Raw genomic sequence first — 23372 nt, 5'->3', positions numbered from 1 at the left:
TGCATTCGCATACGATCGAGGCGTGCGCGAACTCGGCTTCCTCTCCTTCGTCCCCAACCACGGCGGCACCGCGGGTGCGGCCGCAGCGCTGGAGGACGGCCTCCGCCTCTTCGCGACGGCCGAGTCCCTCGGCTACGGCACCGGCTGGGTGCGCGGGCGCCACTTCGAGCCGTTCCTGACGAGCCCGATGACCTTCTTCGCCGCCGCGGCGCAGCGAACGAGCACCATCGGGTTCGGCACCGCCGTGCTCGGCATGCGCTACGAGGACCCGGTGCGCCTCGCCGAGGACGCCAGCACGGTCGACCTGCTCAGCGGCGGCCGGGTGCAGCTCGGCATCAGCACCGGCATCGCGGGGTACGGGCCGATCCTCGACCCGGTCTTCGGTGCGTCGGAGCGCAGCTTCCGCGACGAGGCCGAGGCCCGCGCGGCCCGTCTGCTCGAGGTCCTGCAGGGCGATCCGCTCGGCAGCGCCGGCAAGGGGTACGAGAGCATCCCGGCCGGCGCCGACCTCACGCTGCAGCCCCTGTCGCCGGGCCTGCGCGACCGCGTGTGGTGGGGCGGCGGCAGCACGGGCACCGCGATCCGCACGGCCGAGAAGGGCCTGCTGCTGCACTGCTCGACGCTCAACACCGAGGACACCGGGGCGCCGTTCGCCGAGGCGCAGGCCGACCAGGTCCGGGCGTACCGCGAGCGCTTCGCCGAGCTGCACCCGTCCCGAACCCCGAAGGTGGCGGTCGGTCGGATCGTCGTCCCGCTGCTCGACGACCACGACCGACAGGTCCACGAGGAGTTCCTCACCGGCTACGCGAGCGGGATGGACGACGAGGGTCGCCCCCTGAACGGGCCGCCGTTCCGGTTCAGCAAGGTCGTGTCCGGCGGCGTCGACGAGATCGTCGACGCACTGTCCGCGGACCCGGCGGTGCAGGCGACCGACGAGCTCGTCATCACCCTGCCGGCGAACGGCGACGCGGCATCGCACGAGCGGATCCTGCGGATCGTCGCCGAGGAGATCGCTCCCCGAGTGGCCTGACGCCCGCTCCCCGAGGGCACCCGGCCGGGGCACTGGTGTGGTGAGGACCCGGTCCCCGGCCGGATGGCCATCCCGTTCCTGATCCGCACGGGATGGTCGTTCCACTCTCCCACCGAGTGGAGTGTTTGTCACTATCGGGAACCGGACAAATGAGGATCATTCGGAGCATCGCCAGCCGGCTCACGGAGCGGGCGGCGCCGAGCGGTGTGCCGCGCCGGGACGACGAATGCGCCCCCGCGCGGACGCGGGGACGCATTCTGGACGCATCGGGACCGAAGGGGCTCCGCGACCGGATCAGGAGGTCACTTCGCACGCACGACGATCCCTCGATGATGCGCGCGCCGACGGTAACCAGCCGTCAGGCGCAGAACAATGGTACTGAACGAAACCCTTCGTGCGCGGAAACCGGATCACTCCAGTTCGAGGGGAGTCGAACCGACGATGTCCGCGACCGACGCCCCGACGTGGAGCTCGAAGGTGCCGGGCTCGTACCGCCAGGCACCGTCCCAGTGCGCGAACGCCCGTGCCGGCACCTCGATCGAGACCTCGGTCGACTCGCCGGCACCGAGCCGCACGGGCGCGAAGCCCACGAGCCACCGCACCGGCCGGTCCACCGCGGACTCCGCACGCGAGGCGTAGACCTGCACGACGTGCTTGCCGGCGCGGTCCCCCGTGTTCGCCACCGTCGCGGTCACGATCGCGGCGTCCCCCTCGGTCACGGTCGGCGAGGCCGAGACCCCGTCGATCGTCCAGGTGGTGTAGCCGAGGCCGTGGCCGAACGGGTACGCGGGCTCGGTGCCGGCGCGGAGCCAGGCCCGGTAGCCGACGTGCACGCCCTCGTCGTACGCGACCTTGCCGTCCACCGGGGTCACGTCGAGCACCGGGACGTCGGCCATCGTCGCCGGCCAGGTGGTGGGCAGGCGCCCGCCGGGCTCGGCTGCACCGGTCAGCACGTCGGCGAGGGCGTTGCCGTACTCCTGCCCGCCGAACCAGGTCAGCAGCACCGCGGCGACGTCGTCCCGCCACGGCATCTCGACCGGCGACCCGGAGTTGACCACCACGACGGTGTTCGGGTTCGCGGCGGCGACGGCGCGGACCAGGTCGTCCTGGTGCCCGGGCAGCGCGAGCGACGAGCGGTCGTACCCCTCGGACTCCACCTTGCTGTTCGTCCCGACCACGACGATCGCGACGTCCGCGCCGGTGGCGGTGGCCACGGCCGCGTCGATGAGCGTCGCCGGGTCCTCGTCGCTCGGCTCGGTGCCGAACTGGTACGCGAGCACCCCACCGAGCGCCTCGTCCTGCACGATGTCGTACTCGATGCGTATCGCGACCTGCTGGCCGGCCTCGACCGACACCGGCACCGAGCGCGCCGGCGGGTTGAGGAACGCGGCGCCGAGCTGGTCGCCCTCGTACGGCACCGTCTCGTCGAGCAGGAGCTCGCCGTCGATCCACAGGCGCGAGTGACCCGCGGCACCGATGCCGATGCGCACGGTGCCGGTGGTCTCGGCGGTGTACGTGGTGGTGATGTCGAGCCGGTCGGCCTCACGGGTCGGGGCATCGCCGCCGAACCAGAACAGCGCGGTGGCGCGACGGTCCTCGACGTACAGCTCCTCGCCGCCCTTGACGAAGGCGACCCGCGCGCCCGGCTCGCCGGTGGACGGGTTCGTGATGGCCGACAGCGGGAACTCCGCGATGCCCTCCTGCACCACCGCACCGATGGCGTAGTCGACGGTCGCACCCGGGAACGCGGCGCGGATCCCCTCGATCGGGGTGACCACGCGCTCCGGGACCACGGTCGCCGAACCGCCGCCCTGGGAGCGGGCCTGGTCGGCGTTGTGCCCGACGAGTGCGATCCGCGACACGGCGCCGGCGTCGATCGGCAGCGCCCCGGTGTTGCGGACGAGGACGGTGCCCTCGGCCTCGGCCTCGCGGACGAACGCGACGCCGTCCTCGACGTGCACGGGCTGCGCGGCCACCGGCTCGAAGCCCTCGAGCGCGCCGACGCGGGCCGCCAGCGTCAGGATGCGGCGCACCTTCCGGTCGATCGCGTCCACCGGGACCTCACCCGACTCGACCGCCGCCAGCAGCGGGCCCTCGCTCCACCACGGGTTCGGCCCGGGCATGGCGACGTCCTGCGACGCCTTCGCCGAGTCGACCGAGCGCACGCCGGTCCAGTCCGACACGACGATGCCGTCGAAGCCCCACTCGGAGTTCAGCGGGGTCTCGAGCAGGTCGTTCTCGGACGCGGTGACGCCGTTGATCGCGTTGTACGACGACATGACTGCCCAGGCGTGTGCCTCGGTCACCGCCTTCTCGAACGCGAGCAGGTACAGCTCGCGGAGCGCACGGTCGGACACCTCGGTCGACGCGGTGAAGCGGTCGGTCTCGTAGTCGTTCGCGATGTAGTGCTTCGGGGTCGCGGCGACGCCGTTCTCCTGCACGCCCGCGACGTAGGACGCCGCGAGGTCGCCGGTGAGCACCGGGTCCTCGCTGAACGCCTCGAAGTGGCGGCCACCGAGCGGTGAGCGGTGCAGGTTGATGGTCGGGCCGAGCACGACGTCGACGCCCTTCCGACGGGCCTCGACCGCGGCGGCGGCGCCGTAGCGCTTCGCGATCGCGCGGTCCCAACTGGCGGACAGCGCCGTCGCGGACGGCAGGTTGAGCGAGGGGTCGCGCTCGTCCCACACCTCGCCGCGGACACCCGACGGGCCGTCGGACATGAGGATGCGGCGCAGCCCGATCTTCTCGATCGGCCAGGTCGTCCAGAAGTCACGGCCGGTCAGCAGCTGGACCTTCTCCTCGGTCGTCAGCTGCGCGAGGAGCGCCTCGATGCGCTCGGTCAGCGGCGCGGCGGTCGGCCGGGAGGCGCGGGTGGTGTCGTCCACGGTGGTCACGATGGTCGGTCCCTTCGTTGTGCGACGGGCGCCGGGGCATGACCTCCGCGCGCCATCGTCGGCGGCTGGCGTCAGCGTAGCAGGCAAAACCTATCGGAGGTAGGTTTCTTCGCCGACAGACAGGGCGGTACGCTCGCGCCATGACACGACGGGGTTCGTACGCGAAGGGCATCGCGAAGCGCGAGGAGATCCTCACGGTGGCGCTCGACCTCGTCGCCCGCCAGGGCTTCCGGCGGACGAGCATCAAGGACATCGCCGACGCGGTCGGACTGACCCAGGCCGGGCTGCTGCACTACTTCGACTCGAAGGACGACCTGTGGGTCGAGGTCCTCCGTCGCCGCGACGAGATCGACAACACGACGGAGTGGGACGCGGCGGACCCGGCGGAGCTCCTCGCCGCCATCGTGCGGCACAACGCCGAGGTCCCCGGCCTCGTGCAGATGTTCGTGAACCTGTCCGCCGCAGCCGCGACCGATCCCGAGCACCCCGCCCACGAGTACTTCCGGGAGCGCTACGCCAGCTCCCGCCGGAACCTCGCGGCGGACTTCCGGGTCATGCAGGAGGACGGCCGCCTGCGTCCCGACGTCGACGTCGAGCAGCTCACGAGCGTGCTCCTGGCGATCTCCGACGGCATGCAGATCCAGTGGCTCTACGACCCGTCCCGCGACATGGCCGAACACGTCGAACTCGTGGCACAGCTCGCCATCGCCCGCGCGTCGACGGCGACCGCGCCCTCCTGACACCCCGACGCGTCCGCCGGACAGGTACCGCCAGTGCCTGGTCCCCTCCGAGCGTCGCGCGGCAGGATGGGACCCGGCCGACCAGGCCGTCCGACGACGATGTGGAGTGACGCGATGACGCGTGTTGTGGTGACCGGTGGCAGCGGCAAGCTCGGGCGGGCGGTCGTCCGCGACCTCGACGAGCACGGGTACGACGTGGTCCTGCTCGACCGAGTGCCGTCGCCGGACAAGCCGGAGCGGGTGCCCTTCGTGCGCGTCGACCTGAGCGACTACGGCCAGGTGCTCGGCGCACTCACCGGCATCGACGACCGCTACGACGCGATCGACGCCGTCGTGCACCTCGCCGCCGTGCCCGCCCCCGGCCAGGTGCCGGACGTGGCGCTCATCACGAACAACGTCACCGCGTCGATCAACGTCTTCCACGCGGCCCGCGTCGCGGGCATCAGGAACGTGGTCTGGGCGTCGAGCGAGACCCTGCTCGGCATCCCGATGGGCGAGCACCACCCGCCCTACCTGCCCGTCGACGAGGAGTTCCCCGTCCGGCCGCAGTCGTCGTACTCCCTCGGCAAGGCCGTCGAGGAGGAGATGGCCCGCCACTTCACGCGCTGGGACCCGGAGCTGAAGATGATCGGTCTCCGGTTCTCGAACGTCATGGACGAGACCGACTACCCGTCGTTCCCGTGGGACGCCTCCCCCGAGGCCAAGACGTTCAACCTGTGGTCGTACATCGACTCCCGCGACGGCGCCCAGGCCGTGCGGAAGGCGCTCGAGGCCGACCTCACCGGGTTCGAGGCCTTCGTCATCGCGAGCCCGGACACCGTGATGGACACCCCGACGATCGAGCTCGTCGAGCGCTTCGTGCCGGACATCGAACGGCGTACGGACATCGACGGCACGAGCTCGCTCCTGTCGTCCGACAAGGCCCGCGAGCTCCTGGGCTACGCCCCCGAGCACACGTGGCGGAACCACCGCCCCTGACCCCGACACGCACCGCGGGTGCGGACGGGAGGCGCGGCTCGCCTCAGGACGTCGGTGCGAGCAGCAGGCCGTCCAGCACCAGGTCCCGCACCCGCGGCAGCAGGTCGGCCGTCAGCGCGTCCTCGTCGACCCCGGTGATCTGCGCGATCGCCCCGATGATCGCGGCGGCCGAGAGCTCCCCGTCGCAGGCCCCGACGAACGCGGCGAGCGCCGTGTCCGCGTCGACCCGTCGACCGAAGCCGCCGCCCTGCACCAGCGTCATCACCGTCGGGTCGTCGTTGCCGGGCCAGTAGTGGCGCTCCTCGGTGACGTCGCCGGCGACCCGCAGGTGTGCGGCGGCGAGCGCGGTGTCGTCGTGCGACGCGAGCCACTCGGCAGCGTCCAGCACCCGGGCGACCGTCGCGCCGAGCCCCGCGGGGTTGGACCCGAGCGCCTCGGGGATGCGTTCGGCGCGACGGAGGCCGGCAGTCCCTCCCGTCCGAGCCCGCACCACGACGTAGCCGAAGCCCACCCCGGTCACGCGCCGCGTGGCGAAGTCGTCGAGCCAGGCGTCGACGAGCGTGTCGAACTCGGCCGTGCCCGGCTTCGTCCCGCCGTCCCGGATCCAGGTCTCGGCGTAGGCGGGCGGGTCCTCGCGCTCCCGCTCGACGACCCAGGTGTCCAGGCCGTGCGCGTCGTCGAACCAGGAGCGCACCCGGTCGAGGCCGTCGACGCCCCAGTGGTACTCCCAGTTGCCGAGCAGCTGCGCCGTCCCGCCGGGCTCGAGGTGGTCGGCCAGTCCGCGCAGGACCGTCTCGACGAGTGCGTCCCCGACCATCCCGCCGTCGCGGTACTCGTACGCGGGCACGCCCTCGCGCCGCGGGGTGATGACGAAGGGCGGGTTCGACACGATCCGGTCGAACCGCTCCCCCGCCACCGGCTCGTACAGCGAACCGAGCCGGAACTCGACGCCGTCGATGCCGTTCAGCTGCGTGTTGAAGCGGGCGATGTCGAGGGCACGGCGGGAGATGTCGGTGGCGACGACCTCGTCCGCGAAGCGTCGGGCGTGCATGGCCTGGATGCCGCACCCGGTGCCGAGGTCCAGCACCCGGCGGACGGGCACGGGGACCTGCAGCCCGGACAGCGTGGTCGAGGCACCGCCGATGCCGAGCACGTGCTCCTCGCCGAGCGCGGTCCCGAGCGCGAGCTCCCCGAGGTCCGACACGATCCACCAGCTGCCGGCGCCGAGGTCGTCGACGAACGCGTAGGGCCGCAGGTCGACCGTCGGGTGCACCAGGACGTGGTCGGCGTCGGGCAGGCCGGTGTCGTCGCGGTCCTCGTCGATCCGGAGCAGGCCGGCGGCGAGCACCGCGTCGAGCCCGGTGGACGGGAACGCCCGCTCGGCGTCGGTGCGGTCGACGGGCAGGCCGAGCACGAACAGCGTGGCGAGGGTCGTCAGCGGCGTGGTCTCCCGCGCGGCGAGTGCCCGGAGCGCGGCGACCCGCGAGCCGCGGTGCAGCGACGCGGCGGCCTCGGTGCCCCAGAGCCCGTCGATGCGGTCCACGGTGAAGCCGGCGGCGTCGAGGTCCGCGGCGAGCGCGGTCGTCACCACCGGACCGGCGACGATCGTGGGCAGGGCGTGGGCGACGCTCACGCCGGGACCGCCTCGCGCATGATCGCGGCCGGTACCTGCCACGCCGCGACCAGGTCGAGGAGTCCGGGGAACCGCTGCTGCACGTCCTCGACGCGCACGCGGCTCGAGCGGGTCAGCCCCTCCTGGTGCTGCTCGAGCAGGCCGGCCTCGCGCAGCACGCGGAAGTGGTGGGTGAGCGTGGACTTCGGGCGGTCGATGCCGACCCACCCGCAGCTCCGGACCCCGCCGGCGGCGTCCACCAGGTAGCGGTGCAGGATCGCGAGGCGGATCGGGTCGCTCAGCGCATCGAGCACGACGGGCAGGTCCAGCTCGGCGACGGCGGGTTGGGGCAGCCGTTCCGGGGCGTCGACGTTCGCGGGCATGCCCGAGACGGTAGCACCGTTCCGGTCATGTACGACTTGCGTCGTACTGCGGAACTGCTGTACGAATGCTCTCGTACAGCAGCTCGTCCGACGGGAAGGTGCCACCATGCAGTCAGCACGCGGAGTCGCGGGGTTCTGGATCCTCGCCGCCATGCTCTTCGTCGCGATGGCCTCGTCCTCGGTCCCCTCGCCGATCTACCCCGTCTACGCCGCCGAGTGGCAGCTGACCCCGCTCATGCTGACGGCGGTCTTCGCGATCTACGTCGCGGGGCTCCTCGCCACCATGCTCGTGGCCGGCCGGTTGTCCGACCACGTCGGCCGGAAGCCCGTCCTCGTCGCCGGGGGCCTGTTGCTCGTGGTCTCGCTCGTGCTCTTCACCGGAGCGGACGGGTTCGTCGCGCTCGTCGTCGACCGGATCGTACAGGGGGTCGCCGTCGGACTGCTCATCGGTGCCCTCGGCGCGGCGCTCATCGACAACTCGCTCGAGCGCCACCCGTCGCTCGCGGGCGTGCTGAACGGCGCCGTCCCGCCCTTCGCCCTGGCGACCGGCGCCGTGTCGAGCGGCGCGCTGGTCGAGTGGGGACCGGCACCGGAGCAGCTCGTCTACGTGCTCTTCGGCGCACTCCTCCTGCTGCTCGTCGCCGCGCTGTTCGTCGTGCCCGAGCGGGTCACCCGACGGCCCGGCGCGCTCCGTTCCCTGCGCCCGACGGTGTCCGTCCCACGGGCCTCGCGGACGCTCTTCCGCGGAGTCGCCGGCGCACTCGTCGCCAGCTGGGCGCTCGGCGGGCTCTTCCTGTCGCTCGTCCCGTCGGCACTCGGTGCCGTGTTCGGCATCCACGACCACTTCGCGGCCGGTGCCCTGATCGCGGTCGTCACCGGGGTCGGTGGACTCACCGGGCTCGCGATCCAGCGCCTCGACACGCGTCGGAGCCTGTTCCTCGGACTCGTCGCACTCATCGTCGGACCGGTCGTGACCGTGTCGTTCGTGTTCGCCCACTCGCTGCCCGGGCTCGTCGTCGGCAGCGCGATCGCCGGTGTCGGCTTCGGCGCCGGGTTCCAGGCGCCCCTGCGGATGCTGCTCGCCACGGCGGCGCCGACCCACCGCGCCGGACTGCTGTCGTCGGTCTACGTCGTCAGCTACCTGGCGTTCGGCGTCCCGGCCGTCGTTGCGGGGCTCGTCGAACCGGCGTTCGGCTTCGTACCGGTGCTCGCCGGGTACGGCGCGTTCATCGTCCTCGCGGCGGCGATCGCGCTGGTGCTGCAGCTCGTCGCACGCGACGCTGCAGCGGTCGAGGAGCGCGCTGCCGAGGCGGTCGAGCGGACCGCGACCGGCTCCGTCCGGACCGTCGCGGAGTAGCGCTGCGCGAGGGTCAGTGCCCCGCTCGTGCCCGGTTGGGACGCTGAGCACGCACCCCGGTGCTGCGGTGCGCATCAGCGTGCGCGGCGTCCACGTCGGCCTTCCCGCGGTCGGCCGCGTTCCGCAGCCACTGCGGGCCGTGACGCTTCGCCCAGTCCCAGAAGCGGTGCAGCTGCGCGCGGAGCCACGTGATGATCCGGTGGAAGAAGTGGAACTCGCTCGCGAGGATCGTCAGCCCGATGAACACCACCAGCCACCCGGGTCCGGGCAGCGGCACGAGGATCAGCCCGATGACCACGACGAGCCCACCGACGATGCCGACGAGCACCTTGTAGAACAGGTGCCAGCCCGGGCGTGCGTGGATCCACGCACGCATGCGGCGGAACCAGCGGAAGCGCTGGGAGCGGTCTTCGCCGTCGGTTCCGGGGGCCTCGGTGTCGGCACGCACGACCGCGTCGGGTCGCTCGTGGGTGTCGTCCATGTCGGCACCGTAGGGCGCGCGGCTGGGAAACGGCGGCGCAACCGGTCCACGCCACGTGAGCGGCGGGACGGGCGCGTGCTGCGCCTCCCGTCCGCCCTTCCGCCGAGACGCCGCGGCCCCACCGAGACGGTCCTGGAAGCGGCGGCGTCTCACGCGCCGCGCGGCGTCCCACGCAGACGGGCCCGTTCCGGCCGGGAGGCTCGTCAGGCGTGGGCGACGCAGGTCGCCGCCCACGGGACGGCGGCCAGGCGGGCCTCGGGGATCGGTTCCCCGCCGACGGCGCACCGCCCGTAGGTGCCGGCGTCGAGCCGCGCGAGCGCGGCGTCGACCATCCGGATGCGGTCGCGGGCGGCGTCGCGGACCGCGCCCAGCGACCCGCGTTCCCAGGCCAGCGTCGCGCCCTCCGGGTCGTGCTCGTCGTCGGAGTTGGCGTCCTGCCGCGCATCGCTCACGTCGCGCATGCTCCGCTCGACGTCGGCGAGCAGGCGCTCGTTGCGCTGCCGCTCCGTCGTCAGTGCGTCACGGGGATCGTCCATGGCGACGACGGTAGTCCCAGCGTCGCACCGGCCGGGTGGAATGGCGGCGCCGCAGCATGCGTTCGCATCGGCATGACGAAGATCGGGTTCCTGTCCTTCGGGCACTGGCGCGACGTGCCGGGCTCGCGTGTCCGCAGCGGCCGTGAGGCGCTCGTGCAGGCGATCGACCTCGCCGTCGCCGCCGAGGAGGCCGGGGTCGACGGCGCGTACTTCCGCGTGCACCACTTCGCACCGCAGCAGGCCGCTCCGTTCCCGCTGCTCTCGGCCATCGCCGCCCGCACCAGCCGGATCGAGATCGGCACCGGTGTGATCGACATGCGCTACGAGAACCCGCTGTACATGGCGGAGGAGGCGGCCGCGACCGACCTCATCTCCGGCGGCCGACTGCAGCTCGGTGTCTCGCGTGGGTCACCCGAGACCGCCCTCGCCGGGTACCAGCAGTTCGGGTACGTGCCCGAGGCGCACGACCAGAACGGCGGCGACATGGCGCGCTCGCACACGGACGTGTTCCGCCGCGCGATCGCCGGCGAGCCGATGGCGCACGCGAACCCGCAGATGACCGGCTCGGCCGGGTCGCTCGCGGTGTCCCCGCTCTCGGACACGCTCGGTGAGCGGATCTGGTGGGGCGCCGGCACCCGCGCGACCGCCGAGTGGACGGCGGAGCAGGGCATGAACCTCATGTCGTCGACGCTCCTCACCGAGGACACCGGTGTGCCGTTCGACGAGCTGCAGGCCGAGCAGATCCAGCGCTTCCGGTCGACCTGGGCCGAGATGGGCTGGGCGCGCGAGCCCCGCGTCTCGGTCTCGCGCAGCATCATCCCGATCACGGACGACGAGTCGCGCCACTACTTCGGCGTGCGCGCGCAGGTCGAGGGGCAGGACCAGGTCGGGCACCTCGACGGTGGTCTCGCCCGCTTCGGACGGTCCTACATCGGGGAGCCGGAGCAGCTCGTGGCCGAGCTCGCCGCCGACGCCGCGGTTCGTGCCGCCGACACCGTGCTCGTCACGGTGCCGAACCAGCTCGGTGTCGACTTCAACGCCCGGCTGCTCGCGGCGACGAAGGCCGTGATGGACGAGGTGGACGCCGCGCCGGTCCCCGCCTGACGCGTCCGACGACGCCACCGCCGGGGTGGACCGGCGTCCCCCTTGTTGCCGACACCCGCTGTGGGACTGTGGACGCGCCTCCCGTCCGCGTAGCGTCGTCGTGCACCATCCACCGCACCCTCCAGGAGCACCCCGTGACGCTGCCGGCAGCCGGCTGGTTCCCGGACCCGCAGGACACCCACCGCCTGCGGTGGTGGGACGGCCACGCCTGGGGAGGCGAGACGCGGGTCCTGCAGGAGCGGACCGAGCCCGTCGCCCCCGCGGTCGTCGCGCCGGCCGGGCCGTCGTTCTCGGTCGAGGGTGTACCCGTGCACGCGGCGTCCTGGGCGTCCGGCAGCACGGTGCAGCGCGTCGGCGTCACGGCCGTCGCAGCGGTGCTGCTCGCGGTCCTGTCCGTGGTCTGGAACCCGGAGGGCGTGGCGAGTGCAGCGACCCTGGTCGCCGCCGTCGTCGGCATCGTGCGCCCCGGGGCCACGGGTGGATGGCGGGTGCTCGCGCGGAGCGCTGCGGCGAGCGCCCTCGTGGTCGCGGTCGCGACGGCGGCGGTCGCTGCCTCGCTGCAGTTCCACCTGTTCTGACGCTGCCGGCGCCGAGCGCCCGGCGCCCCGCGCCCCGGCGCTCGTCGTCCGCACAACGGGGAGCACCTCGCGCCACGCGATCACGCGGCGCGACGTGCTCCCCGTTGTGCACGGGCACCCCGCACCGCCGCAAGCCGCACGCCACCCCGGCCCCCGGCCCCCGGCGCCGCGCCCCCGGCGCTACCGCCGCGCCCTCGGGTGTGCCGTCTGGTACACGTCCCGCAGCATGTCCGCCGTGACGAGCGTGTAGATCTGCGTCGTCGCGACGCTCGCGTGCCCGAGCAGCTCCTGCACGACACGGACGTCCGCCCCGCCCTCGAGCAGGTGCGTCGCGAACGAGTGCCGGAACGTGTGCGGCGACACGTGCGCGGCGAGTCCGGCACGATCCGCCGCCGCCTGGATCACGAGCCAGGCGCTCTGCCGCGACAGTCTCGCTCCCCGCGCACCGAGGAACAGCGCCGGCGTCGAGGCCCCGCGCGCGGCGAACACCGGTCGCGCCCGCACCAGGTAGGCGTCCACCGCGGCCCGCGCGAAGCTCCCGAGCGGCACGACGCGCTGCTTGTTCCCCTTGCCCGTGACCCGGACCACGGCGAGCCCGTCGCCGCCGTCGTCCTCGTCCTCGTCCTGGGGATCGGACAGCGTCGTGACGTCGTCGACCGACAGCCCCACCGCCTCCGAGATGCGCGCACCCGTGGCGTAGAGCAGCTCGAGGAGCGCCCGGTCCCGCAGCTGCACGGGGTCGTCGTCCGCCGTCCCCACGGCACCGAGCAACCGCTCCATGTCGTGCACCGAGATGGCCTTCGGCAGCCGCGACGGCGCCTTCGGCGGGCGGACGGCGGTGCCCGGGTCCAGGGGCAGCCACCCCTCGGCGGCGGCGAACGCGGTGAAGGACCGCACCGAGCTGAGCATCCGGGCGACCGACCGCGGAGCGAGGGGCTGCTCCGGACGGGTGGTCAGGTGTGCGACGAAGCCGGCGACGTCCGCACGGGCGAGGCGCCCGACGTCGGCGACCGCGTCCGCTCCCCCGGCGCGGTCCGCACCGTCGGACTCGACCGCCGGCGCCGAGGCGAGCCACTCCGCGAAGACCGCGAGGTCTCGTCGGTACGCCGAGACGGTGTGCTGCGAGAGTCCCCGCTCGACCGCGACGTGCCGCAGGTAGGTGTCGACGGCACGACCGAGCGGGATCACCCCACAACGCTATCCGCGCCGACGCCCGGCGACGCCGCGCCCCGCTCGCCGATCAGTGCAGCGATGCGTCCGGCTCCCCGAACCGGCACCCCGTGAAGGACACGGTGAGCCCGGACCGTGTCGGCGCCGCGCAGAACAGCCCGGCGGCGACCACCGCACCGGGGTCGAGGTGCGCGACCCGGACGAGCCGGGGCTCCTCGCCCTCGGCCCACGCCCGGATCGTCACGGCGTCGCCCGAACGGCTCGCCCGCACCGTCACGGTGCGGCCCGTCCACGCCGGCACCGGTCCGACCGACCAGTCCGACGTGCCGTGCGTGACCACGGCGCCGACCTGCGGCACACCGTCGGACCGTTCGACGCCGGCCTTGATCCACTCCCGCTCGTCGACGCGCAGGAAGAGCCCGGCCTGGTCGAACTGCTCCGTGAAGTCGAGGACGAATGACACCTCGACGGAGAACGCTCCGTCGGTCGGGCGGAGCAGCGCGTGCTCGGAGTCGTGCACGAACCCGTACGAGGTGGTCCGCCAGGCGTCGCTGCCCTCGACCGCGGTGACGCGCAGGACCTCGCCGTCGAGCTCGGCCGCCGCCGGCTCGTGCGTCCACCGACCGTCCGTCAGCAGCGCGTCGAGCCCGGAGGCACTCACCGGCCGGCGCGCCGTTCGATCGCCTCGACCGCGAGCGTCGCCGCGACCAGGGCGGAGTTGTGCAGCCGTCCGTCGAGGATCGCGTCCACCAGTTCCCCGCGCGGCACCCAGCGGGTCACGATGTCGGCCTCCTCGGCCTCGCGCTCGAACGCGCTCGCCGTCGCCCGGACCCCGCGTGCACGGAAGATCTCGATGAACTCGTCGCTGCCACCGGACGACGTGTTGTACGTCAGGAGCGGCTCCCAGTGGTCCGCCGCGAGGTCTGCCTCCTCGCCGAGCTCCCGCTGTGCTGCCGTGAGGTGGTCCTCGCCCTCCTGGTCGAGCAGCCCGGCCGGCAGCTCCCAGTCGCGCAGGCCCACCGGGTGCCGGTACTGCTGGATGACGAGGACGCGTCCCTCGTCGTCCTCGGCGTAGACCGCGACGGCTCCGGTGTGGTCGACGTACTCGCGCACCATGTCGTGCCCGTTGTAGTCGACGTGGTCGCGGCGGATGTCCCACACCACGCCCTCGTACACGACGGTGGACTCGGTGACCTCGTACGAGGCCGGTTCGTCGGCGATGGGGGCGTCAGCGTCAGTCACGTCCCCATCCAAGCACGCGTCGCCCACGACGCACCCGCAACGGACGGGAGGCGCGGTGCCAGCCGGCACCGCGCCTCCCGGCCGTCGAGCAGTCGCGTTACGCGACGACCTCCGCCGACTCCTCGGCCGGGTCGAAGAGGCTGGACGCCTCGTGCCGCGCGATCGCCGCGTCGACGAGCCCCGCGAACAGCGGGTGCGCGTCCGTCGGCCGCGAGCGCAGCTCGGGGTGCGCCTGCGTGGCGATGTAGAACGGGTGCACGTCGCGCGGCAGCTCCACGTACTCGACGAGGGTGCCGTCGGGCGAGGTGCCCGAGAAGACGAGCCCGGCGTCCGCGATCTGCTGCCGGTAGGTGTTGTTCACCTCGTAGCGGTGACGGTGACGCTCCGAGGCCTCGGACGCGCCGTACAGCTCGGCCGCGAGGGACCCGTCGGAGAAGTGCGCCGGGTACAGGCCCAGACGCATCGTGCCACCCATGTCGCCACCGGCGATGATGTCCACCTGCTCCGCCATGGTCGCGATGACCGGCGTCGAGGTCTCCGGGTCGAACTCGGTGCTCGACGCATCGGTCAGGCCGGCCTCGTGGCGCGCGTACTCGATGACCATGCACTGCAGGCCGAGGCACAGGCCGAGCGTCGGGATGCCCTGCTCACGCGCGAACCTGAGCGCGCCGAGCTTGCCCTCGATGCCGCGCACGCCGAACCCGCCGGGCACGCAGATGCCGTCGACGTCGCCGAGCTGCTTCGCGGCACCCTCGGGCGTGGTGCAGTCGTCGGACACGACCCACTTCAGCGTGACCTTGGCGCTGTGGGCGAAGCCGCCGGCGCGCAGGGCCTCGGTGACCGACAGGTACGCGTCGGGCAGGTCGATGTACTTGCCGACGAGGGCGATCGTGACGGCCTTCTTCGGCTCGTGCACGGCGTCCAGCACCGGGTTCCACGCCGACCAGTCGACGTCGTGGGCGTCGAGCTTGAGCGCGTCGATGATGACCTGGTCGAGGCCCTGGTCGTGCAGCAGCGTCGGGAGGTCGTAGATCGACGGCACGTCCACGGCGTTCACCACGGCGTCCTCGTCGACGTCGCACATCAGGGCGATCTTGCGCTTGTTCGAGTCCGACACCGGGCGGTCCGAGCGGAGCACCAGGGCGTCCGGCTGGATACCGATCGAGCGGAGCGCGGCGACGCTGTGCTGCGTCGGCTTCGTCTTCTGCTCACCCGAGGCGCTCATGAAGGGCACGAGCGACACGTGCACGAAGAACACGTTGTTGCGGCCGAGCTCGTGGCGCACCTGCCGCGCCGACTCGATGAACGGCTGGGACTCGATGTCGCCGACCGTGCCGCCGACCTCGGTGATGATGACGTCGGGCTGCGGGTCGTTCTCGGCCTGCTCGCGCATCCGACGCTTGATCTCGTCGGTGATGTGCGGGATGACCTGCACGGTGTCGCCGAGGTACTCGCCGCGACGCTCCTTGGCGATGACGCTCGAGTAGACCTGGCCGGTGGTCACGTTGGCGGCCTGCGACAGGTTGATGTCGAGGAAGCGCTCGTAGTGGCCGATGTCGAGGTCCGTCTCGGCACCGTCGTCGGTCACGAAGACCTCGCCGTGCTGGAACGGGTTCATGGTGCCCGGGTCCACGTTGAGGTACGGGTCGAGCTTCTGCATGACGACCTTGAGGCCGCGCGCCGTGAGCAGGTTGCCGAGGCTGGCCGCCGTCAGGCCCTTGCCGAGGGACGAGACGACCCCGCCGGTCACGAAGATCTGCTTCGTGACCTTCGGGGTCGAGGTCGAAGAATTGGTTCCGCCGCTGAGAGTGTCCGCCACGGGGTTCCATCGTACGTCAGAACGGCCGGGAGGCGCGACCCGCGTTCGCCGCGGGCGTTGCGTCCGGCACCGACGTCGGACTGCAGGCGCGTGGCGGGCCCGCCACGCGCCTCCCGTCCGGTCCGGTCCGGTCCGGTCCGGTCGGTGGACACTCGATGTCTACGCGCGCTGGCCGGCGACGTCGAGGAGCTCGCGCGCGTGCTCGATGCCGCTCGCGCTGTCGCCGAGGCCGGACAGGAGCCGTGCCATCTCCTGTAGGCGGTCCTCGCCCTCGAGCCGACGCACGCTCGACGAGGTGACCGCGCCGCTGGCGTCCTTGACGACGTTGAGGTGGTTGTTCGCGAAGGCCGCGACCTGCGCGAGGTGCGTGACGACGATGACCTGCGTCCGCTCCGCGAGCTTGGCGAGCCGCCGCCCGATCTCGATGGCGGCCGCACCGCCGACGCCCGCGTCCACCTCGTCGAAGACGAAGGTGGGGACGGTCGTGCTGCCGGCCATCACGACCTCGATCGCGAGCATCACCCGGCTCAGCTCGCCACCGGAGGCGCCCTTGCCGATCGGCCGGGGGTCCGTGCCCGAGTGCGGCTGCAGCAGGATCGCCACCTGGTCGCGGCCGTGCCGGCGGTACTCGCCGGCGTCGGTGACCTCGACGACGAGGGTCGCCCCGGCCATCGCGAGGGTCCGCAGCTCTGCGGTGACCCGCTTCGCCAGGTCCGTCGCTGCCTTCGTCCGAGCGGTCGTGAGGGCAGAAGCGGCCTGCTCGAGCGCCTGTTCGTCCTGTTCGACGGCCTGCTGCAGACCCACGATGCGGTCGTCGTCACCGTCGAGCTCGAGCAACCGGTCGCTCGCCCGCTGCCCGTACGCGATGACGTCGTCGACGGTGTCGCCGTACTTGCGGGTGAGGTTCGCCAGCAGCGCGCGACGCTCGTTGATGAGCTCGAGGTCGTGTCCCGCGTCGGGCTCGAGCGAGCCGAGGTAGCTCGACAGGCTCGCCGAGGCCTCCGACGCCTGGATGCCGAGTTCGGTGAGCTGCTCGAGGACGGGCTGCAGCGCGGCGTCCGAGCCGGCGACGCGTTCGACCGCGCGGCGGGCGGACTCGACGAGCCCGATCACGTCCGGGCTGTCGTCGAGCGACTCGCTCGACAGCGCCTCGTGCGCCAGCCCCGCGGACAGCCGGAGCTCCTCGAGGTTGCCGAGCCGTTCCGCACGCTCCGCGAGCTCGACGTCCTCACCCGGCTGCGGGTCGGCCGCCTCGATCTCGTCCGATGCCGCGCGGATCCGCTCGGCCTCGGCCACGCGGTCGTCGCGGTCGCGCACGAGCGTCTCGAGCTCGCCGGTGTGCTCCTGCCACGTGTCGTACGCGGTGACGTACCGCGCGAGTGCCTTCGCGAGCGCCGCACCGCCGAAGCCGTCGAGCGCCGCACGCTGCGCCGACGCCGAGGTCAGGCGGATCTGGTCGGACTGCCCGTGCACCGTGACGAGCTGGTCGGCGAGTTCACCGAGCACCGCGACGGGCGCGCTGCGGCCGCCGACGGTCGCCCGGCTGCGTCCCTCGGCCGAGACCGTGCGCGTGAGGATGAGCTCGCCGTCCTCCACCGTGCCGCCGGCGTCCTCGACGCGTTCCGCGACGGCGTCGTGCTCGGGGACGTGCCAACGGCCCTCGACCACGGCGCTCGGCGCACCGCGGCGCACGGAACCGGCGTCCGCGCGCGCGCCGAGCAGCAGTCCGAGCGCGGTGACGATCATCGTCTTGCCCGCACCGGTCTCCCCCGTGACGACGGTGAACCCCGGCCCGAGCTCGAGCGTGGTCTCGCCGATGACGCCGAGGTCGGAGATGACGATCTCCTCGATCATGCGTCGTCCTCGACGGCGGGTCCGCGCCACCCCGCGACCGGCAGCTGGAACTTGGCGACGAGACGGTCGGCGAACGGGGCGTCCTTCAGCCGCGCGACCCGCACGGGGTCCGACGACCGACGGACCTCGACCCGGGCGCCGGGCGGCAGGTCGTGCGTCCGGCGGCCGTCGCACCACAGCACGCCGACGCCGCTCGTGCGGCGGAGGACCTCGACCGCGAGGGTGCAGTCCGGTCCGACGACGATCGGACGGGCGAACAGGGCGTGGGCGCTCAGCGGCACCATGAGCAGGGCGTCGACGTCGGGCCACACGATGGGTCCGCCGCCGGAGAACGAGTACGCGGTCGACCCCGTGGGCGTGGCGATCACGACACCGTCGCAGCCGAACGAGGACAGCGGCCGGCCGTCGACCTCGGTGACGACCTCGAGCATGCGCTCCCGCGACGCCTTCTCGATGGTGGCCTCGTTGAGCGCCCACGACGTGTAGACGACCTGGTGCCCGACGACCACGTCGACCTGCAGGGTGACGCGCTCCTCGACCTTGTAGTCACCGCTCAGGGCACGTTCCACGGTCGCACGCAGGCCGTCGCGCTCGCTCTCGGCGAGGAAGCCCACGTGCCCGAGGTTCACGCCCACGATCGGAGCGCCGGTCCCGCGGACGAGCTCGGCCGCACGGAGGATCGTGCCGTCGCCGCCGAGGACGATGACGATCTCGAGCTGGTCCGCCTGCACGTCCACGCCGAGGATGTCGACCTGCCCGACCGAGGCCTCGGCCCGGCGGACGTCCGCGTACTCGTCGAACGGCATGACCGGGGTGAGGCCGGCTGCGTGCAGGAGGTCGCAGACCTCGACCGCAGCGTCGATCGAGTCCTGTCGGCCGGTGTGGGACACGAGCAGGATGTGCCGGTCGTCGCTCATGCGAGTCCTTCGGTGAGTTCGGTGGCCCGACCGATCCAGACCGTCGGGTTCCCCCATCCTGCCGGATCACCCCCGACACGACGCTGGAAGTGGGCGAGGTACTCGTGGTTGCCGTGCGTCCCCACGATCGGCGACGACGCCAGCCCGACCGTGCCGAGCCCGACGTCCCACGCGGACCACAGCACGTTCATGAGCGCGTCGTTCCGGAGTCCGGCGTCGCGGACGATGCCCTCGCGCACACCGCCCCGACCGACCTCGAACTGCGGCTTGACCAGCAGCACGAACTCGTCGGCGGGTACGGCCTCGGCGAGGACGGGCAGCACCAGGCGCAGCGAGATGAACGACAGGTCGCCGACGACCAGGCTCGTGCGGGGTGCCGCGGCGTCGAGCGCCGCGTAGGCGTCCGGGGTGAGCTCCCGGGCGTTGCACCCCTCGACCACGCGCACGCGGTCGTCCAGGGCGAGCACCGGGTCGAGCTGCCCGTGCCCGACGTCGAGCGCGATCACCCGCTCGGCGCCGTGGTGCAGGAGGACCTGGGTGAACCCGCCCGTGCTCGCGCCCACGTCGAGCACGACCCGACCGTCCGGGTCGACGCCGAACACCTCGAGGGCGCTGACGAGCTTGCGCGCCGCCCGCGAGACCCACTCGTCCTCCGTGTCGACGACGAGCTCGGCGTCCGGGGCGACCGCGGTCGACGGCTTCACGACCGCGGTGCCGGACACGGTCACCCGGCCGGCCTGGACGAGCTTGGCGGCCGCGGTGCGGGACCGGACGAGTCCGCGGGCCGCCAGCAGGGCGTCGAGGCGCACTGGTGCACCCGCGCCGTCCGGGAGGCCGGCTTCAGGCACGCTGTCCGCCGTCGCGACGACCGCTGCCCCACACCTGACCGGCGCCGGCAACGCGGCCCGAGGTGTGCCCGGTGGTGGGCTCTGTGGTGTGCTGGGTCCTGCGCTCTGCCGGCGGTGCCTGGCCGCTCTCGAGACGGGTGCGCAGCTCGTCGTGCAGCGCGGCGAAGGCGTCGGCGCGTTCGGGCAGCGGCAGGTCCTCCGCAGCGGCGGTGCGGGCGGCGAAGTCGTCCGGGCCGGGCTGCTGCTCGTCCTCGTCCTGGTCCTGGTCCTGCACCCGCTCTGCCGGCACCTGGTCCTGGTCCTGCGCCTGCTCCGTCTGCTCCTCTGGCACGTCGGTCAGGCTACTCGCCGCCGTACAGCGTCGGGTCGACGTCGAGCCCGTAGATCGCCAGGCCCGACTCCCAGATCAGCGCGGCACCGGCGCGGAGCCGGTCGATCGGTTCGCCGCGGTCCAGCACGCGGACGACGTGCCCGTGCATCGCGACGGTGGCGTCGCCGACGGAGACGTACCGGGTGCCGTCCGGGTCCTGCCGTCGGACCGTCACCGGGTAGGGCGCCGAGAGCCCGCGCAGGTCCTGCAGCAGGTACGTCGGACGCGACCGCTGGTCTGCGGCGAGCACCTGCTTCGCCTGGTCGATCCCGGTGAGCACGAGCACGCTCGGGATGCCGGCGTCGTTGGCGCCCTTGATGTCGGTGTCGAGCCGGTCGCCGATGAACAGCGGGTGCTCCCCACCGAAGCGGGCGATCGCCGCGTCGAAGATCGGTCGCTCGGGCTTGCCCGCCACCACCGGCATCCTGCCGACCGCCTGGTGCACGGCGGACACGAGCGTGCCGTTCCCCGGCGCGATGCCGCGCTCGACCGGGATCGACCAGTCCATGTTCGTCGCCACCCACGGCACGTCGGGGTCGGCGAGGGCGAACGACGCCTCGGCGAGGTGGGTCCACCCGAGGTCCGGCGAGAACCCCTGGATGACCGCCGCCGGTGCGTCCTCGGCGCTCGTCGTCACCGTGAAGCCGGCCTCCTCGACGATGCTCGTGAGCCCGAGTCCGCCGGTGACCAGGACGGTCGAGCCGGCCGGCACCAGGGTCTCGAGCAGCCGGACGCCCGCCTGCGACGAGGTGACGACGTCGTCCGCGGACACCTCGAGCCCGTAGCGCTCGAGGTGCTCCGCCACGTCGGCCGGACGACGCGACGCGTTGTTGGTGATGTAGCCGACCCGAGCGTGCAGGGACGCGCGCGTGAGCGCCTCCACGGCGTGCGGGATGGCGTTCCGGCCGCGGTAGACGACGCCGTCGAGGTCGGTGAGGACGACGTCCACACCGTCCGTCGGCGGCCTCGGCGTGTCAGCCGGCTGCGGAGCCGTCGACGTCGCGGGGGTTGTCGTCGTCGATCTCGCCGAGGTCGTCGTCGGGGTCGTCGCCGCCGAGCTGGTCGGTGTCGTCGAGTCCGTCGGCCCCGTGCTCGGGAGCGCCGAGCTCGTCCGCGCCGGGCTCGTCGGGCTCGTCGGTGCCGCGCTCGTCGTGTCCTTCGACTTCTTCCTCGACCACATCAACAGTCTCCCATGCGTTCTCGTCGGCGACCTCGGCGAGTGCTGCGGCCGCACGGTCGACCCGTGCCCACCACTCGTCGGCCTCGTCCTGGCGGCCGAGCTCCTCGAGCGTGGCCGCGTAAGCACTGTAGAGCGCCGGGGACCAGCTGTAGGCCGTGGTGGGGTCGAGCTGTGGGATCTCGAGTTCCCCCAGCGCCGCCGTGGGGTTCCCCAGGTCGAGTCGGGCGCCCGACATCGCGATCGCGAGCTCCACCTGCACCGCGGTGTCCAGCGCGGCACGGTCGATCGACCGCCCGAGCTCGAGCGCACGCTCCGGACGGCCCAGGCCGCGCTCGCAGTCCACCATCATCGGCAGCTGGTCGTTCTTGCCGGCGATGCGCCGGTACGTCCGCAGCTCCCGCAGCGCCGTCGCGAAGTCACCCGTGCGGTAGGCCGTGATCGCGGCGGTCTCCCGCACGACGGCGACGCGACCGGCACGACGAGCGGCGCTCAGGGCGTGCTGGTTCGCCGTCTCCGGGTCGTCGTCGACGAGCAGCGCGGCCATGACGAGGTGCTTCGCGACCCAGTCCGCGTTGTCCTTGCTCAGCGTCTTGAGCTCGGCACGGGCGGCCGGGTCGAGGTCGCGCGCCGAGACGCTCTCGTCGATCTCGGGGTCCTCGTGCCGGGGGCGGATCGACTTGGTGCCGTAGGGGTCACGGTCCTCCCAGTCGTCGCGCGCCGACTCACCGAAGCGAGCGCCGGCGTGCCGGGAGCCGTCACCGAAGCGGGGCCGCGCGCCGCGGTCGTCGTCGCGACGGGGCCGGTCGTCGCCGCGGAAGGGACGACGCTCACCGTCACGCTGCGGACGACGGTCGTCACCACCGGAACGGTAGGGGCGGTCCCCGTCACGCGGCGGACGACGGTCATCGCCACCGCCGCGGAACGGACGACGCTCACCGTCACGCTGCGGACCACGGTCGTCACCGCCGGAACGGTACGGACGGTCGCCGTCACGGGGCGGACGTCGGTCGTCACCACCGCTGCGGAAGGGACGACGCTCCCCGTCACGCGCGGGACGACGGTCGTCACCACCAGAGCGGAAGGGACGACGCTCCCCGTCACGAGGCGGACGTCGGTCGTCACCACCAGAGCGGTACGGACGGTCGCCGTCACGGGGCGGACGTCGGTCGTCACCACCGCTGCGGAAGGGACGACGCTCCCCATCACGCTGCGGACGACGGTCGTCACCACCAGAGCGGTACGGACGGTAACCGTCGCGCTGCGGACGACGGTCGTCACCACCGGAACGGTACGGACGGTCGCCGTCACGCGGCGGACGACGGTCATCGCCACCGGAACGGTACGGACGGTCGCCGTCACGCGGCGGACGACGGTCATCGCCACCGGAACGGTACGGACGGTCGCCGTCACGACGAGGCCGGTCGGCGCCGCGCGGACCGTCACCCCGAGGAGGACGCGCACCACCGGAGCGCTCACCCTGGCCGGCCGGGCGCCGCCCACCGGAGCCGAACGACCGGTCCCCGTCGCGGAACGACCGACGCTCGTCACGAGCAGGACGGTCGCCGTCCCGCCGCGGACGATCGGCCTCGCGCCGTTCGAAGTCTCGAGGACCGGACGACCAGCGACCGCCGTCGCGACGAGGGCCCCGGTCTCCGCCCCGATCGGGACGACCTGCGCGATCTCGGTCGTTGCGCTGCTGCTCGTCGTCGTTCGCCACCGTTGCTCCTCATCGCGTGCCCGTGCCGAGAGGCCGGGCTGTCGTCCGCTGTGTCGTTGTGGGGGTACTGCGCGGTCGATCGCGCTCGTCATCCAGTCCATCACGAACCAGACCGCGCGTCGAGCGACCCACAGCACAAACAGATGTGGCCACCGACCCACCTCGAGAACGAGGGTCTCCCCTACGAGTTCTCGATGGAGGGCCGATGGCCACATCACTTACGTTGAGTCCGGCGGCGTCCTACTCTCCCACAAGGTCCCCCTTGCAGTACCATCGGCGCTGAGAGGCTTAGCTTCCGGGTTCGGAATGTGACCGGGCGTTTCCCTCTCGCTATGACCACCGGAACATGTTCGACCCAAACCTGGATCCGAACCTGTCCTTCAAGCCGTTGCTGAAGTATTCAGTTCGATTCCCGATCGTCTGTCGGGAACCACAAAGTGGACGCGAGCCCCACACCCGAAGGTGTAGGAAATAGTTGTGTTGTCAAGTCTTCGGCTTATTAGTACCGGTCAGCTCCACGGGTCGTTAGTCCCCGCTTCCACATCCGGCCTATCAACCCAGT

21 protein-coding genes and 1 rRNA gene are annotated in these 23372 nt (G+C 72.6%); 6 read left to right on the top strand and 16 right to left on the bottom strand.

The features are described 5' to 3' along the window. Window positions 1-22: 22 nt before the first annotated feature. Window positions 23-1030: an LLM class flavin-dependent oxidoreductase gene (locus tag AB0N84_RS12055; protein ID WP_363546545.1), complete on the top strand. Its 1008-nt coding sequence runs from the start codon at window positions 23-25 to the stop codon at window positions 1028-1030. A 410-nt stretch (window positions 1031-1440) separates the two neighbouring features. On the opposite strand, the gene AB0N84_RS12050 is transcribed toward AB0N84_RS12055, so the two are convergent. Next, window positions 1441-3924: a glycoside hydrolase family 3 C-terminal domain-containing protein gene (locus AB0N84_RS12050; protein WP_363546542.1), complete on the bottom strand. Its 2484-nt coding sequence runs from the start codon at window positions 3922-3924 to the stop codon at window positions 1441-1443. A gap of 140 nt (window positions 3925-4064) precedes the next feature. Here AB0N84_RS12050 and AB0N84_RS12045 point away from each other — a divergent pair, with 140 nt between their 5' ends. Continuing rightward, complete coding sequence (locus AB0N84_RS12045) at window positions 4065-4664, top strand: TetR/AcrR family transcriptional regulator (protein WP_363546539.1); 600 nt, start codon at window positions 4065-4067, stop codon at window positions 4662-4664. A gap of 114 nt (window positions 4665-4778) precedes the next feature. Then, entirely contained in the window at window positions 4779-5642 is an 864-nt protein-coding gene (locus AB0N84_RS12040) for an NAD(P)-dependent oxidoreductase (protein ID WP_363546536.1), read from the top strand. Window positions 5643-5685: 43 nt separating this feature from the next. Here the strand turns inward: AB0N84_RS12040 and AB0N84_RS12035 are convergent, their stop codons facing one another. Continuing rightward, window positions 5686-7275 (bottom strand): methyltransferase, encoded by a 1590-nt coding sequence (locus AB0N84_RS12035; protein WP_363546533.1) that lies wholly within the window; start codon window positions 7273-7275, stop codon window positions 5686-5688. Next, window positions 7272-7637 (bottom strand): helix-turn-helix domain-containing protein, encoded by a 366-nt coding sequence (locus AB0N84_RS12030; RefSeq protein ID WP_069713503.1) that lies wholly within the window; start codon window positions 7635-7637, stop codon window positions 7272-7274. Before AB0N84_RS12030 ends, AB0N84_RS12035 begins: the two co-directional genes overlap by 4 nt. Window positions 7638-7743: 106 nt before the next feature. Here AB0N84_RS12030 and AB0N84_RS12025 point away from each other — a divergent pair, with 106 nt between their 5' ends. Beyond that, complete coding sequence (locus AB0N84_RS12025; protein WP_363546529.1) at window positions 7744-8994, top strand: MFS transporter; 1251 nt, start codon at window positions 7744-7746, stop codon at window positions 8992-8994. Between the two features lie 13 nt (window positions 8995-9007). Here AB0N84_RS12025 and AB0N84_RS12020 read toward each other — a convergent pair whose 3' ends face one another. Beyond that, entirely contained in the window at window positions 9008-9475 is a 468-nt protein-coding gene (locus tag AB0N84_RS12020) for a TIGR02611 family protein (protein WP_363546526.1), read from the bottom strand. A 203-nt stretch (window positions 9476-9678) separates the two neighbouring features. Next, on the bottom strand, window positions 9679-10011 hold the full coding sequence (locus AB0N84_RS12015) for a TraR/DksA C4-type zinc finger protein (RefSeq protein ID WP_289460041.1): 333 nt from the start codon (window positions 10009-10011) through the stop codon (window positions 9679-9681). A 72-nt stretch (window positions 10012-10083) separates the two neighbouring features. Between AB0N84_RS12015 and AB0N84_RS12010 the strand changes: the two genes are divergently transcribed. Both AB0N84_RS12010 and AB0N84_RS12005 read left to right on the top strand, forming a co-directional pair. Beyond that, window positions 10084-11115 (top strand): LLM class flavin-dependent oxidoreductase, encoded by a 1032-nt coding sequence (locus tag AB0N84_RS12010; RefSeq protein ID WP_363546523.1) that lies wholly within the window; start codon window positions 10084-10086, stop codon window positions 11113-11115. A gap of 134 nt (window positions 11116-11249) precedes the next feature. Then, window positions 11250-11693: a DUF2510 domain-containing protein gene (locus AB0N84_RS12005; protein ID WP_363546520.1), complete on the top strand. Its 444-nt coding sequence runs from the start codon at window positions 11250-11252 to the stop codon at window positions 11691-11693. 180 nt (window positions 11694-11873) lie between these two features. On the opposite strand, the gene AB0N84_RS12000 is transcribed toward AB0N84_RS12005, so the two are convergent. The 11 genes from AB0N84_RS12000 to rrf all read right to left on the bottom strand — a co-directional run bounded on the left by AB0N84_RS12000 (window position 11874) and on the right by rrf (window position 23154). After that, window positions 11874-12878, bottom strand: coding sequence for a site-specific tyrosine recombinase XerD (locus AB0N84_RS12000; RefSeq protein WP_363546727.1), 1005 nt, complete (start codon window positions 12876-12878; stop codon window positions 11874-11876). Between the two features lie 55 nt (window positions 12879-12933). Beyond that, a complete protein-coding gene (locus AB0N84_RS11995) occupies window positions 12934-13524 on the bottom strand; it encodes a DUF1349 domain-containing protein (RefSeq protein ID WP_363546517.1) in 591 nt (196 codons plus the stop codon). Further along, window positions 13521-14105, bottom strand: coding sequence for an NUDIX hydrolase (locus tag AB0N84_RS11990; protein WP_363546514.1), 585 nt, complete (start codon window positions 14103-14105; stop codon window positions 13521-13523). The genes AB0N84_RS11995 and AB0N84_RS11990 overlap by 4 nt, the downstream gene beginning before the upstream one ends. A 97-nt stretch (window positions 14106-14202) precedes the next feature. Next, the gene (locus AB0N84_RS11985; protein ID WP_363546511.1) at window positions 14203-15924 is read right to left on the bottom strand and encodes a CTP synthase; all 1722 of its coding nucleotides are present in this window, start codon (window positions 15922-15924) and stop codon (window positions 14203-14205) included. Window positions 15925-16083: 159 nt separating this feature from the next. Then, on the bottom strand, window positions 16084-17778 hold the full coding sequence (gene recN, locus AB0N84_RS11980) for a DNA repair protein RecN (RefSeq protein WP_289460036.1): 1695 nt from the start codon (window positions 17776-17778) through the stop codon (window positions 16084-16086). After that, window positions 17775-18695 (bottom strand): NAD kinase, encoded by a 921-nt coding sequence (locus AB0N84_RS11975; protein WP_182048009.1) that lies wholly within the window; start codon window positions 18693-18695, stop codon window positions 17775-17777. Before AB0N84_RS11975 ends, recN begins: the two co-directional genes overlap by 4 nt. Continuing rightward, on the bottom strand, window positions 18692-19543 hold the full coding sequence (locus AB0N84_RS11970; RefSeq protein WP_363546507.1) for a TlyA family RNA methyltransferase: 852 nt from the start codon (window positions 19541-19543) through the stop codon (window positions 18692-18694). The genes AB0N84_RS11975 and AB0N84_RS11970 overlap by 4 nt, the downstream gene beginning before the upstream one ends. Then, window positions 19536-19874 (bottom strand): hypothetical protein, encoded by a 339-nt coding sequence (locus AB0N84_RS11965; RefSeq protein ID WP_363546504.1) that lies wholly within the window; start codon window positions 19872-19874, stop codon window positions 19536-19538. Before AB0N84_RS11965 ends, AB0N84_RS11970 begins: the two co-directional genes overlap by 8 nt. Window positions 19875-19884: 10 nt before the next feature. Beyond that, the gene (locus AB0N84_RS11960; protein ID WP_182048006.1) at window positions 19885-20862 is read right to left on the bottom strand and encodes an HAD-IIA family hydrolase; all 978 of its coding nucleotides are present in this window, start codon (window positions 20860-20862) and stop codon (window positions 19885-19887) included. 25 nt (window positions 20863-20887) lie between these two features. Continuing rightward, a complete protein-coding gene (locus AB0N84_RS11955) occupies window positions 20888-21637 on the bottom strand; it encodes a hypothetical protein (protein ID WP_363546500.1) in 750 nt (249 codons plus the stop codon). Window positions 21638-23037: 1400 nt separating this feature from the next. After that, window positions 23038-23154: ribosomal RNA gene (gene rrf, locus AB0N84_RS11950) — 5S ribosomal RNA — on the bottom strand. Window positions 23155-23372: the final 218 nt, after the last annotated feature.

The organism is Curtobacterium sp. NPDC089185 (genome assembly GCF_040685235.1).
Lineage (GTDB): Bacteria > Actinomycetota > Actinomycetes > Actinomycetales > Microbacteriaceae > Curtobacterium > Curtobacterium citri.
Note: the sequence above shows the minus strand (reverse complement) of the source record. Positions and strands in the feature narration are given on the sequence as shown.